Origin of the sequence: Bradyrhizobium sp. NBAIM01 (assembly GCF_020194115.1) — a bacterium.
GTDB classification, from domain to species: Bacteria; Pseudomonadota; Alphaproteobacteria; order Rhizobiales; family Xanthobacteraceae; genus Bradyrhizobium; species Bradyrhizobium yuanmingense.
Genome location: NZ_JADYVU010000014.1, coordinates 65,344 through 80,026 on the forward strand (window position 1 = coordinate 65,344; position 14,683 = coordinate 80,026).

Below are 14,683 nucleotides of genomic sequence, written 5' to 3' on the forward strand. Positions count from 1 at the left end.
CGCGCCTTGGAACCGCGCGGCCCGCATTTTTTTGGGGCCGCCCTTGCGTTCACGATCTGGACTCTTACCGGCGGAGTCGCGGTGAGGGTATTGTCTTTTGATTCGCGCGCGACGGGGGTCGCCGCGCGCAGATTCGTGCGGTCTTGAATTTCCGCGTCTTGGGGCAACTATGTCAGGCGTGATCGTGTCGATGCGTCGGACGCTGTTGTCGTGCACATCGCTGGCGCGCAACGGCTTGGTGGGAGGCGCTCTCGCAGCGCTGCTGCCGGCTGCGCCGGCCAAGGCCGCCGACCTCATCGACACCCTCGCCCTCGTGATGGATCTCAACCGGCAGGAACTCGCGGTGCTCGCCACCGCGCTGGCCCTGCTCGGCTTTTCGGTGATGGCCGCGATCCTGTTGATGCGGACGCGGGTGCGCACGGCGAAGAACGAGGCGCGGCTGCGCGCGCGGATCGGGGAACTTCAGCTCCAGGCCGACCGCTTCGGCGCACTGTTGTTCGCCGAGCCGCAGATCCTGATCTCATGGCCGGCGGGCGACAACCGCGCGCAGATTTCCGGCGATATCGCGCTGGTGCTGCCGCGCGATTCCTCGCCGCAGCGCGTGCTGGCGTTCGGAACCTGGCTGCCGCCGGAACCGGCGCTGCTGATGGACCATGCGGTCGATGCGCTGCGCGAGCGCGGCGACGGGTTCCAGCTGACGCTGACCACCGCGCACGGCCATATGCTGGAAGCGATCGGGCGCGCCATCGGCGGCCAGGCCATCGTCCGCATTCGCGAGCTCTCGGGCCTGCGCCGTGATCTGGCCGAAACCAATCTGCGCTACAAGGCGCTCTCCGACGAGACCGAGATGCTTCGCGGCTTTGCCGCGGCCGCACCGTGGCCGATCTGGGCGAAGGGCGAGAACGGCGCGCTGACCTACGCCAACCCGGCCTATGTGCGCGCCACCGAGGCGACCAGCGCCATCGATGCCCAGGAGCGCAAGCTCGAGCTGCTCGACAGTGACGACCGCAATGCGATGGAGCGGGGGCTCAAGGACGCCGCCAATTTCACCTCGCGGCTGCCGATCGTGATCGGCGGCGAACGGCGCATCTACGACGTGCGCGCCGTCAATGTCGGCAGCGGCAGCGTCGGCGTCGCCATCGATGCCAGCGAGGCGGATGCGCTGAGCTCGGCGCTGGTGCGCATGGCGGAGGCGCACCGCCGCACGCTCGACCAGCTCTCCTCCGGCGTTGCCGTGTTCGACGGCCAGCGGCGCCTTGCCTTCTACAACGATTCCTATCGCCGGCTGTGGGATCTCGATCGCAACTTCCTCGACGCCCATCCGGACGATTCCAGCGTGCTCGACCAGCTCCGCGCCGCGCGCAAATTGCCGGAGCAGCCGGATTTCCGCGCCTGGAAGGCCAAGCTGCACGAGGCCTATCGCGCGGTCGAGACGGCCAAGGACACCTGGTTCCTGCCTGACGGCCGCGCGCTCTCGGTCGTCACCACGCCGAATCCCGAGGGCGGCGTCACCTATCTGTTCGACGACGTCACCGAAAGCCTCGACCTCGCCCGCCGCTTCGACGGCCTGATCCGCGTCCAGCGCGAGACGCTGGACAGCCTCGCCGAAGGCGTCGCGGTGTTCGGCAGCAACGGCAAGGCGCAGCTGTTCAATCCGGCCTTCGTGCGGATGTGGAAGCTGTCGAGCGATGCCATGCGCGACGAGCCGCATATCCAGACCGTCGAAGGCTGGTGCCATCAGCTGTTCGACGATCCGCAAGTCTGGCGCCAGATCCGCGAGGCCATCACCGCGATCGAGAACCGCGCCGACCTGCCGCTGAAGCTGGAGCGCAAGGACGGCAGCGTGCTCGACGGCATGATCCGGCCGCTGCCGGACGGCGCCACCATGCTGACCTTCCAGGACATCACCGACACCGAGAATGTCGAGCGCGCGCTGCGCGAGCGCAACGAGGCGCTGGAGGCGGCCGACCAAATGAAGGTGGATTTCGTCCACCACGTCTCCTACGAGCTGCGCTCGCCGCTCACCACCATCATCGGCTTTGCGCATTTCCTCAGCGATCCCTCGACCGGTCCGCTGACGCCGAAGCAGGCCGAATATCTCGACTACGTCACCAAATCGACCAACGCGCTGCTCGCGCTCACCAACAACATCTTGGATCTCGCCACCATCGACGCCGGCGCGATGAAGCTGGAACTCGGGCAGGTCGACGTCAGCAAGGCCATCGAGCTTGCCGCCGAGGGCATCCAGGACCGGCTCGCCACCGACCGCATCCGCCTCAAGGTCGAGATCGCGCCCGACGTCGGCAGCTTCGTCGGCGACGAGAAGCGCGTCGTGCAGGTGCTCTATAACCTCCTCGCCAACGCGGTCGGGTTTTCTCCACAGGATTCCACCGTCGGCATCAGCGCGCGGCGCACGGACCGCAGCGTGGTCTTCACCGTGACAGATTCGGGCCCTGGAATACCTGCCGACATGAAGGACAAGGTGTTCAACTGGTTCGAAAGCCGCTCCCAGGGCTCGCGTCACCGCGGCGCCGGGCTCGGCCTGTCGCTGGTGCGCTCCTTCGTCGAGCTGCATGGCGGCAAGGTGCGGGTGGATTCGATCGTCGGCCGGGGCACGGTCGTGATCTGCGATTTCCCGACCGACCAGGCGGCGCATCGCGACGCCGCCGAATGACTGATGCAACCACATTCTCCGTCGCGCTTCACAACGAGACGGCCACGGCGCAATTGATGGCCGACCTCGCGCTGCTGGTCGGCCCCGGTGACGTCATTACGCTGACCGGCGATCTCGGCGCCGGCAAGACCGCGGCGGCGCGCAGCCTGATCCGCTATCTCGCCGGCGACGATGCGCTGGAAGTGCCGAGCCCGACCTTCACGCTGGTGCAGGGCTACGAGCTGCCGCCCTTCCCGGTGTTGCATGCCGATCTCTACCGTGTCGAAGACGAGAGCGAGCTCGAGGAGATCGGGCTGTCGCCGCTGCCCGATGCCACGCTGGTGCTGATCGAATGGCCGGAGCGCGCCCCGTCGGCGATGCCCGAGAACCGCATCGACATCGCGCTGACGCATCGGCCGGCGCTGGGCTCGAACGCGCGTGCCGCCGACATCACCGGCCATGGCAAGAGCGCAGCTATAGTTGCGCGGCTGAAGGCGCTGCGCGACTTCCTCGACGCATCCGGTTACATCGATGCGACGCGCAAGCGCATGCCGGGCGACGCCTCGACACGCTCCTACGCGCGGCTGGTGCGCGATGAGGAACTCGTCATCCTCATGAACTTCCCGCAGCGGCCCGACGGCGCGGCGCTCTACGACGGAAAATCCTACAGCGCCGCGGTGCATCTGGCCGAGAACGTAAAACCCTTCGTCGCCATCGACGAAGGCCTCCGGGCGCAGGGGATCTCCGCGCCTGCGATCCATCATTTCGATCTCGACCAGGGCTTTCTGATCTCCGAGGATTTCGGCAGCGAGGGCGTGATTGAGGGCGATCCGCCGCGGCCGATACTCGAGCGCTACGAAGCCGCCACCGACGTGCTGGCGATGATGCACGGCAAGACGCTACCGGAGACGCTGCCGCTGGACGGGCAGACCTACGCGATCCCCGTCTTCGACGTCGAGGCGCTGCTGATCGAGATCGGGTTGATGCCGGAATGGTATTTGCCCGATCGCAACGCGCCGCTGAGCGATGAGGCGCGCGCGGAATTTTTTGCGATGTGGCGCGAATTGCTGAAGCGGCCGCTGGCGGCGCCGCGGACGTGGATCATCCGCGATTATCACTCGCCCAATCTGATCTGGCTCGGCGAGCGCAGCGGCATCGAGCGCGTCGGCGTGATCGATTTCCAGGACGCCGTGCTGGGGCCGCAATCCTACGACGTGGTGTCGCTGCTCCAGGACGCTCGCATCGACGTACCCGAGACTATCGAGCTGACGCTGCTGTCGCGCTACATCAAGGCGCGGCGGGCGCAGGACACGAGCTTCGACACCGCCGGCTTCGCCGAGCTCTACGCGATCATGTCGGCGCAGCGGAACACGCGCCTGCTCGGCACCTTCGCCCGGCTCAACCGCCGCGATGGCAAGCCGCATTACCTGCGCCATCAGCCGCGGATCTGGACCTATCTCCAGCGCTCGCTGGCGCATCCCGCGCTCGCCCATCTGCGCGACTGGTATCTCGCCAACGTCCCGCCGCCGGGCTGATTCAGGACCGATTTACCGGCCGTTAGCCAAGATGTCGCTATTCTGGCGCCGAGGGAGCCGGAACATTGCGGGGCTGGAGCGGGGCAGATGGCAGCGAAAGCGGATCAGCGCGGAAATAGCCGGGTCATTTTCGAGCGCGGGTTTTCGGCCCAGATGATGGGAATCGACGGCACCTGGCGGCGCGACTGCACCATGGAGGACGTCTCCGAGACCGGCGCCAAGCTGACCATCGACGGCTCGGTCGAAGGCCTGCATCTGAAGGAATTCTTTCTCCTGCTGTCGTCCACGGGGCTCGCCTACCGGCGTTGCGAGCTGGCCTGGGTCAATGGCGACCAGATCGGCGTCAATTTCCTGAAAGTGGGCGACAAGAAGAAGAAGGTACGTTCCACAGCCGTTGGGGCGTGACGGCAACACCCGTCGTACAACCGTCACGGCGGGTGGTTAAGGCGGTTGAGATGCGGTGCGGCAGATCGAGCCCCGTGTTAGGATTGCTGCGCACGCGAAAGGTCTGAGAAAGCGAAGGATGTCCGTCAAGCCGACCAAAGCCATGGTGCTCGCCGCAGGGTTTGGCCTGCGCATGCGCCCCCTGACGGACAAGATGCCGAAGCCGATGGTGCCGGTCGCAGGCCAGCCGTTGCTCGACCACGTGCTCGACAAGCTCGGCCAGGCCGGCGTGACCGAGGCGGTGGTCAACGTGCACTATTTGCCGGACCAGATCATCGACCACGTCGCATCACGCCAGCTTCCGCGCGTGACGATCTCCGACGAGCGCGACCAGGTGCTCGGCACCGGCGGCGGCGTCGTCAAGGCGCTGCCGCTGCTCGGCGATACGCCGTTCTTCCACGTCAATTCCGACACGCTGTGGATCGACGGTGTGCGCTCCAACCTTTTGCGGCTCGCTGAAAACTTCGATCCCGATCGCATGGACATCCTGCTCCTGATGGCGCCGACCGCGACCAGCATCGGCTATGGCGGCCGCGGCGATTACGGCATGCTGCCCGACGGCGCCTTGCGCAAGCGCAAGGAGAAGGAGGTCGTTCCGTTCGTCTATGCCGGCGCGGCGATCATGTCGCCCGCGATCTTCGTGGACGCACCCAAGGGCGAATTCTCGCTGACGAAGATGTTCGATCGCGCGGGCGAGCAGGAACGGCTGTTCGGCCTGCGCCTCGACGGCGTCTGGATGCATGTCGGCACGCCCGATGCCGTGCACGCCGCGGAAGAGGCGTTTTTGGAGAGCGTGGCTTAAGGGCTGCCTCGAAGAGGCCGTAGCCCGGATGGAGCGTAGCGTAATCCGGGGCCTCTCGCCGCGGAGCAGCATCCCGGATTGCGCTGCGCTCCATCCGGGCTACGAACCTCGGCGAACAGCGGGGACGACTCCTCCTCCACCCATGACCATTTGACCCCGCCTCCCTATATTGCCTGATCCTTCGAATCAGGCAGCCCATGCGCGTCTTCAGCGTTCCCATCTCAGTTCCGTTCCTGCGCACGGTCGTCACCGCCCTGCTCGATGGGCGGCTGGTCGAGGGGTTCGAGGCGCGCAAGGAACCGGCGCGGCTGGCGGACGCCACGCTGTATCTGCCGACGCGGCGCGCCATGCGGGTCGTGCGCGAGATTTTCCTCGATGAAATGAAAGCGGATGCCGTCGTGCTGCCGCGCATCGTCGCGCTCGGCGACATCGACGAGGACGAGCTCGCTTTCGCGGGTGAGAGCGAACAGTTTTCCGGGACCGCGCCGCTCGACATTCCGCCGCGCCTGGGCGAGCTCGAACGGCGGCTGACGCTGGCGCAGCTCGTCGCCGCCTGGGCCAAGGGCCCGGTGCTCGCGCCGCTCGTGGTCGGCGGTCCCGCCTCGACGCTGGCGCTGGCTTCCGATCTCGCGCGGCTGATCGACGACATGGTGACGCGCGGCGTCGACTGGAGCGCGCTCGACGGGCTGGTGCCTGACAACCTCGACCGCTACTGGCAGCACTCGCTCGAATTCCTGCGCATCGCCCGCATCGCCTGGCCCAATCATCTCGCCGAGATCAACCGGATCGAGCCGGCCGCGCGGCGCGATCTTCTGATCGCCGCGGAAGCGAGGCGCTTGACCGCACATCCAAATGGACCCGTGGTTGCGGCGGGTTCGACCGGCTCGATGCCGGCCACCGCCAAATTTCTCCATGCGGTCGCCGCGCTGCCGCATGGTGCCGTGGTGCTGCCGGGCCTCGATACCGATCTCGACGACGACGCCTGGCGCAGCATCGGCGGCGTGCGCGATGCGCTCGGCAAGTTCGTGGAACATCCGGCGTCGAACCATCCGCAATACGCCATGAATGCGCTGCTGCAACGCTTCGGCATCAAGCGCAGCGATGTCGAGACCTTGCAGCCGCCGGCGGAAGTCGGCCGCGACCTGCTCGCGTCGGAATCGATGCGGCCGTCCGCCAAGACCGAGGTCTGGCACGACCGGCTGAAGCAGCCCGATGTCGCCGCGAAGATCGCGGGCGGCATGAAGAACCTCGCGGTGGTCGAAGCGCCCAATCCTGAAATGGAAGCGCTCGCCATCGCCATTGCGATGCGCGAGGCCAGGCACCTGGACAAATCCGCGGCCCTGGTCACGCCCGACCGCGCCCTGGCGCGGCGGGTGATGGCGGCGCTGACCCGATGGGATCTCGCCTTCGATGATTCCGGCGGCGACGTCTTGATGGAAACATCCGCAGGCACGTTTGCGCGGCTTGCGGCAGAGGCGGCGACCAAGGGCCTGGAACCACCGACGCTGCTGGCGATGCTGAAGCATCCGCTGTGCCGGCTCGGCCGCGCGCCGGGGGCGTGGAAGATGGCGATCGAGAGCCTGGAGCTTGCGGTGCTGCGCGGCACGCGTCCGCCGGCAGGCACCACGGGCCTCCTGCGCGAGTTCAACCGCTTCCGCGATGAGCTGGCAAAGCTGTGGCGCAGCGAGGTCTCCGCACTGCATCGCGCCGAGCCGCGGGCGCGTCTCAAGGCCGAGGATCTCGATCGCATCCAGGCTCTGATCGATGCCCTGCAAAAGGCATTGGCGCCGATCGAGAGCCTGCCGCCCACGAAGCCCTATGATTTCGCCGAGCTCGCGCATCGGCATCGCGAGATCATGATCGAGCTGTCGCGCGACGAGCAGGGCATTCCGCTCGCCTTCGAGGATCGCGATGGCCTCGCGCTCGCCGGCGCCTTCGACGATCTCCTGCGCGGCGGCACGACCAGCGGATTAATGGTGCAGCTAGCGGACTATGCGGACGTCTTCCAGACCGCCTTCGGCGATCGCGCGGTGCGGCGGCGCGACAGGCCGGGCGCGCGGCTGCAAATCTACGGCCCGCTGGAATCGCGCCTGATGCAGGCCGACCGCATCATCGTCGGCGGCCTGATCGAAGGCGTCTGGCCGCCGGCGCCCCGCATCGACCCCTGGCTCAGCCGGCCGATGCGGCACGAGCTCGGGCTCGATCTGCCGGAGCGCCGCATCGGCCTCTCCGCCCATGACTTCGCGCAATTGCTCGGCGGCGACGAGGTGATCCTCACCCATTCCGCCAAGGCCGGCGGCGCGCCGGCGGTGGCCTCGCGCTTCCTGCATCGGCTCGAGGCGGTCGCTGGCGACGAGCTCTGGAAGGCGGCGGTTCGCGCCGGCGAGACATACGTGCAGTTCGCTGCGGCGCTCGACCAGCCCGACGAGGTCAAGCCGATCAAGCAGCCGGAACCGCGACCGCCACGCGCAACACGGCCGCTCAAAATGTCCGTCACCGAGATCGAGGACTGGCTGCGCGATCCCTACACGATCTACGCCAAACGTATCTTGCGGCTCGATGCGCTCGATCCCGTCGACATGCCGCTCTCGGCCGCCGACCGCGGATCGGCGATTCACGATGCCATCGGCGAATTCACGGAAAGCTATGCGGCGCGTCTGCCCGACGATCCCGCGCGGGTTCTGCGCGCGATCGGCGAGAAGCACTTTGCACCGCTGATGGAGCGGCCCGAGGCGCGCGCGCTGTGGTGGCCGCGCTTCCAGCGCATCGCGCGCTGGTTCGGCGAATGGGAGACGGCGCGGCGCGAGGCGATCGCGGCGATCGTCGCGGAGACCCGTGGCGAGATCTCGATCATGCTCGATAACAAGCGCAGCTTCCGCCTCTCCGCCCGCGCCGACCGCATCGAACGCCGCCAGGGCGGCGGCTACGCCATCCTCGACTACAAGACCGGGCAGCCGCCGACCGGCAAGCAGGTCCGCATGGGCCTGTCGCCGCAGCTGACGCTGGAAGCTGCGATCCTGCGCGAGGGCGGCTTTCCCGATATCGACGCCGGCGCCTCCGTGAGCCAGCTCGTCTATGTCCGTCTCAGCGGCAACAACCCGCCGGGCGAGGAGCGCATCCTCGAGCTCAAGTACAAGCCGGGCGACGAGCCGCAGCCGCCGGACACCGCGGCCGCAGAAGCGCGAGTCAAGCTGGAGGCATTGATCCGTGCCTTCGAGGACGAGAACCAGGCCTATACCTCGCTGAACCTGCCGATGTGGGCGAACCGCTACGGCACCTATGACGATCTTGCCCGGATCAAGGAATGGTCCGCGGCCGGCGGATTGGGGATCGAGGAATGGTGAAGGCGCCGCGTCCCATCCCTGACGAGGTGCGAGCGCGGCAGGCGCGCGCCTCCGATCCGACTGCATCGGCCTTCGTCTCGGCCAATGCCGGCTCGGGCAAGACGCATGTGCTGGTGCAGCGCGTGATCCGCCTGCTGCTCTCGGGCGTGCCACCGGAGAAGATCCTCTGCATCACCTTCACAAAAGCTGCCGCCGCCAACATGGCCGAGCGCGTGTTCACCACGCTCGGTCATTGGGTGACGCTGGACGATGACGCGCTCGACGCGGCGATCCGCGCGGTCGGCATCCCGCATCCCGGCGCAAAGCTGCGTCGCGACGCGAGAAAACTGTTCGCCTGCGCGCTGGAGACGCCGGGCGGGCTGAAGGTGCAGACCATCCACGCACTGTGTACCCGCCTGCTCCAGCAATTTCCGTTCGAGGCCAACGTTCCCGCACGCTTCGCCGTGATCGACGAGCGCGACCAGACCGACATGATGGAGCGTGCCAATCTGAAGGTGCTGCTGGAAGCCGCGCGCGATCCGGAGAGCGTCACCGGCCGCGCGCTGCTGACGGCGATGGCGAGCGCCGCGGATGTCACCTTCAAGGAGGTCGTGCGCGAGGCGTGCCTCAGCCGCGATCATTTCATGGCTTGGACCGACCAGGCCGGCAATGCGGAAGCCGCAGCGGCGCAGATGGCTGCGGTGCTGGGCGTTGACATCGGCGACCGTATCGAAGCCGTCGAGACGGAAATTCTCGACGGCCCGTTCCTGCCGCGCGCGCGCTGGGACGACATTGCCTTCGCGCTGGAGGACGGCAGCAAATCCGACAATGACCAGGCAGGGCGGCTGCGCGCGGCAAAGGTGTTTTCCGGCAGCGATCAGGTCGACGCCTATCTGTCCGTCTTCCTCACCGACGACAAGCTGCCGCGCAAGGCGGTGCTGACCAAGAAGTTCTGCGATCACAATCCCTCCGTGGCCCGCCTGTTCGAAGCCGAGGCGCAGCGCCTTGCGGTTCTGATCGAAAAGCGCCGCGCCGTGACGGTTCGGGACCGCACCGCGGCCCTGCTGCATATCGCGACAGCGGCCGCCGCGAATTACCGCCGCGAGAAGCAGGAGCGCGGCCTGCTCGACTACGACGACCTCATCGACAAGACGCTGGCGATGCTGGACCGCATCGCCTCGGGCTGGGTGCATTACAAGCTCGACCGCGGCGTCGATCACGTGTTGATCGACGAGGCGCAGGATACCAGCCCGCGGCAATGGGACATCATCGCGCACATCATCTCCGAGTTCACCGCCGGCGAAGGTGCGCGCGAGGGGCTGAACCGCACCATCTTCGCTGTCGGCGACGAGAAGCAGTCGATCTTCTCGTTCCAGGGCGCAGCTCCCCACGAGTTCGACGCGCGCAGGCGCGAGCTGCATCGCAAGTTCACCGCCGCCGGCCTGAAATTCGATCCGGTCGCCTTCACCTATTCGTTCCGCTCGGGCGCGACGATCCTGCATTCGGTCGACCACGTCTTCCGCGATCCCGCGATCTACAAGAGCATCCATTCGGTCGAGATCGGCCATCCCCTGCACAATTCGCTGAGCGATGCCGGCCCGAGCGTGATCGAGCTGTGGGATCTCGCCGAGGCCGACGATCGGCAGGACATCGAGGGCTGGCGTGCGCCATTCGACGGCGTCGCCGTCACCAGCCCCGAGGTCAAGCTTTCCCGACGCATCCAGGCCGAGATCAAGCGGCTGGTCGAGAGCGGCACGCTGACCGGGCACGAGGGCGAGCGTCGTCCTCTTCGCTATGGCGACATGCTGATCCTGGTGCGCCGGCGCGGCAACGCATTCGACGCCGTGATCCAGGCGCTGAAGCACGCCGGCATTCCGGTCGCCGGCGCCGACCGGCTCAAGCTCACCGAGCACATCGCCATCATCGACCTGATGAACCTGGCCGACGCGCTGCTGCTGCCACAGGACGATCTCGCGCTCGCGGTGGCGCTGAAGAGCCCGCTATTCGGGCTCGATGACGACGATTTGTTCACTCTCGCCTGGGACCGCAAGGGATCGCTGCGCCGCGCGCTCGGCGACCACGCGGCCACAAGCGAAAAATTCACCACGGCGTTGCGTCGCCTGGAAGCCTGCGAGATCCGCGCCCGCGACGAGACGCCGTTCGCGTTCTACGCCTGGCTGCTGGGTGGCGATGGCGGACGTGCGCGCATCCTGCGCCGGCTCGGCCACGAGGCCAATGACGCGCTCGACGAATTCCTGGAGCTCGCGCTGAACTACGAGCGCAAGGCGCCGGCTTCGCTGCAGGGCTTCATGGCCTGGCTCCGCTCGGCCGACACCGAAGTGAAGCGCGACATGGAGATCTCGCGCGACGAGGTGCGGGTCATGACCGTGCACGGCGCCAAGGGCCTGGAGGCCTCGGTCGTGTTCATGGTCGACACCACGTCTTCGCCCGCGGACTCGCAGCGGCTGCGGCTGATCCAGGTGCCGCGCGGCAATGGCGGCGAGGTCGTGGTCTGGGCCGGCCGCAAGGCCGACGATCCCAGGCCTGTCGCCGAGGCGCGCAAGGCGATGCTGGAGGAGACCGAGGACGAATATCGCCGCCTGCTCTACGTCGCGATGACGCGCGCGGCCGATCGGCTGATCGTCGGCGGCTGCATGCCCGGCAACATGAAGACGGTGCGCAAGCTGAGCTGGTACGACCTCGTCGACACCGGCCTTGCCGGTTCGGGGCTCGACAAGCAGGTGATCGAGACCCCGCTCGGCAAGGTGACGCGGTTCGCCCGGCCGGAGGATGTCGCGGCGCTGGGTGCGCCGGCGGCCACCGTGCGCCAGACCATCGCGCTGCCTGACTGGCTGCGGACACCGGCCCCGCGCGAGACCATCGACGAGGATCCCGTGCGCCCCTCGGGCCAGTCTGCCGAGGAGGGCCGCAGCGTCCGATCGGGTGAATCGGTGCAGTCGCGCGCGCTGGCGCTGCAGCGCGGCACGCTGGTGCATCGGCTGCTGCAATCGCTGCCCGACATCGCCGGCGAGCGCCGGCGCGAGGCCGCGCTCGGCTTCATGGCGCGCAACGCCGCGGACTGGCCGGAGGCCGACCGCATCGCGCTGGCCGACAAGGTGCTCGCCCTGATCACGGAGCCACGCTTTGCGCCCGTCTTTGCCGCCGGCAGCCGGGCGGAGGTCGCCATCGCCGGCCGGCTGGAGCGGCCGGGCCGCCCCCCGGCCCTGGTATCGGGGCAGATCGACCGGCTGGTCGTGCGCCCCGAGGAGGTCCTGATCGTCGACTTCAAGACCAACCAGGCCGCGCCCAAGAGCGCGGCCGAGGCGCCGGCGACCTATGTCCGCCAGCTTGCGCTGTACCGGGCGGTGCTGTCGCGGCTTTATCCCCAAAAGCCGGTCAGGGCCGTCCTGCTCTGGACCGAGGCCCTTGAATATATGGAGATTTCGGCCCCCGCGCTGGACGCGGCGCTGGCATCCCTTCATCTCGGTGTGAGCGTCCTTGACCCGGCAAGGGGCCGTTCATAGGTTGACCGCATGATCCCGGGCGCGATTCCAGGTCGCGCCGATTCTCTTTCAACCGAGTGAGGTACTCCCAATGGCCGTTAGCAAGGTTTCCGACGCCGATTTCGAAGCCGAAGTGCTCAAGGCGAACGGCCCCGTGGTCGTCGATTTCTGGGCCGAATGGTGCGGCCCCTGCCGCATGATCGCACCCGCGCTCGACGAGATCGCCGGCGCGATGGGCGACAAGGTCAAGATCGTGAAGCTCAATGTCGACGAGAGCCCGAAGACCGCCTCGAAGTACGGCGTGATGTCGATCCCGACCCTGATGATCTTCAAGGGCGGCGAGATGGCCTCGCGCCAGGTCGGCGCCGCGCCGAAGGCGAAGCTGCAGCAGTGGATCACCTCCGCGGTCTGATCAACTGGCCAGGATTATTGGCGCAAGATTATTTTCGACAACGGCCGGCGAAAGCCGGCCGTTTGGCGTTGATGGGACGTGTTCAGCGTATGACGAGTCCCGCCCTTGCCTGCTCCTCCCCGAAAGCGCGACCGCAAGCCCACCGCTCTCGCCGCAATGGAGGCGCGCTCGGTCGACGCGATCCCGCGCGGCGGTGAATGGCAATATGAACCCAAGTGGGACGGCTTCCGCTGCCTGTTGGCGCGCAACGGCAGCAACGTCGACCTGCGCTCCAAATCCGGCGAAGACCTCGCGCGCTACTTCCCGGAAGTCGTCACTGCTGCCTTGGAGCTGAAGGCCGACCGTTTCACGCTCGACGGCGAAATCGTCGTGCCGCACGGCAAGAGCTTTTCCTTCGACGCGCTGCTGCAACGCATTCATCCGGCGGCAAGCCGCGTGAAGAAGCTCTCGGTGGAGACACCGGCGCTCTACCTCGTCTTCGATCTGCTCGCGACATCCGGACAGAAGGGCCTGGCTGAGAAGACGCTGCGCGAACGGCGGCCGGCGCTGGAAGCCTTCGCGAAAGCCAACCTCAAGGGCAGCCTCTTCCGTCTTTCGCCGACGACGACGAGCTACGCCACAGCCAAAAAGTGGCTCGCGCAATCCGGCGGCGGCTCGGACGGCGTCGTCGCCAAGCGGATCGATCTGCCCTATCAGGCGGGAAATCGCGACGGCATGCAGAAGATCAAGAAATTCCGCAGCGCCGATTGCGTGGTCGGTGGCTTCCGCTATGCCACCAACAAGATCGCCGGCCGGAACGTCGTCGGCTCGCTGCTGCTCGGGCTCTACGACGATGACGGCCTGCTGCACCATGTCGGCTTCACCTCGGCGATCAAGGTGGAGGCGAAGCCTGATCTGACCGATCGGCTCGAAGCACTGATCGGCGAGCCCGGCTTCACCGGCAACGCGCCGGGCGGGCCGAGCCGCTGGTCGACGGAGCGTTCCGCAAAGTGGTGTCCGCTGAAGCCGAAGCTGGTGATCGAGGTCTGCTACGACCATTTCAGCGGCGAACGCTTCCGTCACGGCACCTCAATCCTGCGCTGGCGCCCGGACAAGGCGCCGCGGCAATGCACGTTCGAGCAGCTGAAGCAGAAGGCGGCCGATCCGATGAAGCTGTTGAAGTAGCGCGTAGCCCGGATGGAGCGGAGCGTAATCCGGGAATCATGCCCCAAGCAACGATGGCCCCGGATTGCGCTGCGCTCCCTCCGGGCTACGCAGCAACACCTACTTGATCCACCCCGTCGCCAGCGCGTTCGCAAGCTCCGGCTGACCATTGCGGCGCGCCAGCGCGGCCATGGCCTCGTGATCGTAGGCGACGTGGCGGAACGTCACCTGCCAGGCAGCATCGGCACGTTCGAGGATCGCATAGCGCGCGTGCGGCGTGCCGGCCTCGACCACATGCGCGTACGGATGCTTGTCGCGAAAACCAGGGCTGCCGACGCTGCCGGGATTGACGATCAGCCGGCCGTCGCGCAGGCGCACCGCGCGGGCGAGGTGGGTGTGGGCGCACAGGATCAGCGATTGCGTGATGCCGTCCGCGAGCTGCTCGATGCGGTCGAGCGGCGACAGCGCCACCGTGCCGTCGGGATGAACGGTGTCGAGCCAGTACACCTCATCGCTGCTGGGCGTCGCGTGGCAGACGAACACCTGCTCACGGAAGACACGCGTCATCGGCTGCGCGCGCAGCCAATCGAGGTGGGCGGCATCGAGCTGTTCATAGGCGGGACGATCCCACGACCCCATCTTCTCCGGCGGACGGTCGAGCAGATAGCGGTCGTGATTGCCGAGGACGTGCACGGCGTCGAGCGGCATCAGGATCTCGATGGTGCGGCGCGCATCGAGCGGGCCACTCAGCATGTCGCCGAGATTGACGATGTCGGCAATACCGAGCGCGCGGATGTCGGCGAGCACGGCCTCCAGCGCGAGATAGTTTCCGTGGACATCGGCAATCGCGGCGAAGCGCATTGGCATT

At 67.2% G+C, this 14,683-nt stretch carries 9 protein-coding genes; 8 read left to right on the forward strand and 1 reads right to left on the reverse strand.

Annotated features, from left to right (window positions below):
* Positions 1-169: 169 nt before the first annotated feature.
* From I6F31_RS30365 to I6F31_RS30400, 8 genes are all read left to right on the forward strand, one after another.
* A complete protein-coding gene (locus I6F31_RS30365) occupies positions 170-2,674 on the forward strand; it encodes a PAS domain-containing sensor histidine kinase (protein WP_036009077.1) in 2,505 nt (834 codons plus the stop codon).
* Positions 2,671-4,188 (forward strand): tRNA (adenosine(37)-N6)-threonylcarbamoyltransferase complex ATPase subunit type 1 TsaE, encoded by a 1,518-nt coding sequence (tsaE, locus tag I6F31_RS30370; protein ID WP_036009080.1) that lies wholly within the window; start codon positions 2,671-2,673, stop codon positions 4,186-4,188. Before I6F31_RS30365 ends, tsaE begins: the two co-directional genes overlap by 4 nt.
* An 87-nt stretch (positions 4,189-4,275) precedes the next feature.
* The gene (locus I6F31_RS30375) at positions 4,276-4,593 is read left to right on the forward strand and encodes a PilZ domain-containing protein (RefSeq protein ID WP_036009083.1); all 318 of its coding nucleotides are present in this window, start codon (positions 4,276-4,278) and stop codon (positions 4,591-4,593) included.
* Between the two features lie 118 nt (positions 4,594-4,711).
* Positions 4,712-5,434, forward strand: a complete 723-nt coding sequence (locus I6F31_RS30380) for a nucleotidyltransferase family protein (protein ID WP_036009087.1) — start codon at positions 4,712-4,714, stop codon at positions 5,432-5,434.
* A gap of 197 nt (positions 5,435-5,631) precedes the next feature.
* Positions 5,632-8,778 (forward strand): double-strand break repair protein AddB, encoded by a 3,147-nt coding sequence (addB, locus tag I6F31_RS30385; protein WP_225186574.1) that lies wholly within the window; start codon positions 5,632-5,634, stop codon positions 8,776-8,778.
* Positions 8,772-12,281, forward strand: a complete 3,510-nt coding sequence (gene addA, locus I6F31_RS30390) for a double-strand break repair helicase AddA (RefSeq protein WP_036009098.1) — start codon at positions 8,772-8,774, stop codon at positions 12,279-12,281. Before addB ends, addA begins: the two co-directional genes overlap by 7 nt.
* Positions 12,282-12,351: 70 nt before the next feature.
* Positions 12,352-12,672 (forward strand): thioredoxin, encoded by a 321-nt coding sequence (gene trxA, locus I6F31_RS30395; protein ID WP_008540017.1) that lies wholly within the window; start codon positions 12,352-12,354, stop codon positions 12,670-12,672.
* Positions 12,673-12,828: 156 nt separating this feature from the next.
* Positions 12,829-13,836, forward strand: coding sequence for an ATP-dependent DNA ligase (locus tag I6F31_RS30400; protein WP_225148383.1), 1,008 nt, complete (start codon positions 12,829-12,831; stop codon positions 13,834-13,836).
* Positions 13,837-13,935: 99 nt separating this feature from the next.
* Here I6F31_RS30400 and I6F31_RS30405 read toward each other — a convergent pair whose 3' ends face one another.
* Positions 13,936-14,676: a metallophosphoesterase family protein gene (locus tag I6F31_RS30405; RefSeq protein ID WP_225148345.1), complete on the reverse strand. Its 741-nt coding sequence runs from the start codon at positions 14,674-14,676 to the stop codon at positions 13,936-13,938.
* Between the last annotated feature and the right edge of the window lie 7 nt (positions 14,677-14,683).

What these genes read in the sequence shown, in the direction of transcription:
- addB (WP_225186574.1), top strand. Translation starts at nt 5,632, where the DNA reads ATGCGCGTCTTCAGCGTTCCCATCTCAGTTCCGTTCCTGCGCACGGTC.
- trxA (WP_008540017.1), top strand. Translation starts at nt 12,352, where the DNA reads ATGGCCGTTAGCAAGGTTTCCGACGCCGATTTCGAAGCCGAAGTGCTC.
- tsaE (WP_036009080.1), top strand. Translation starts at nt 2,671, where the DNA reads ATGACTGATGCAACCACATTCTCCGTCGCGCTTCACAACGAGACGGCC.
- addA (WP_036009098.1), top strand. Translation starts at nt 8,772, where the DNA reads ATGGTGAAGGCGCCGCGTCCCATCCCTGACGAGGTGCGAGCGCGGCAG.
- I6F31_RS30375 (WP_036009083.1), top strand. Translation starts at nt 4,276, where the DNA reads ATGGCAGCGAAAGCGGATCAGCGCGGAAATAGCCGGGTCATTTTCGAG.
- I6F31_RS30405 (WP_225148345.1), bottom strand. Translation starts at nt 14,676, where the DNA reads ATGCGCTTCGCCGCGATTGCCGATGTCCACGGAAACTATCTCGCGCTG.
- I6F31_RS30365 (WP_036009077.1), top strand. Translation starts at nt 170, where the DNA reads ATGTCAGGCGTGATCGTGTCGATGCGTCGGACGCTGTTGTCGTGCACA.
- I6F31_RS30400 (WP_225148383.1), top strand. Translation starts at nt 12,829, where the DNA reads ATGGAGGCGCGCTCGGTCGACGCGATCCCGCGCGGCGGTGAATGGCAA.
- I6F31_RS30380 (WP_036009087.1), top strand. Translation starts at nt 4,712, where the DNA reads ATGTCCGTCAAGCCGACCAAAGCCATGGTGCTCGCCGCAGGGTTTGGC.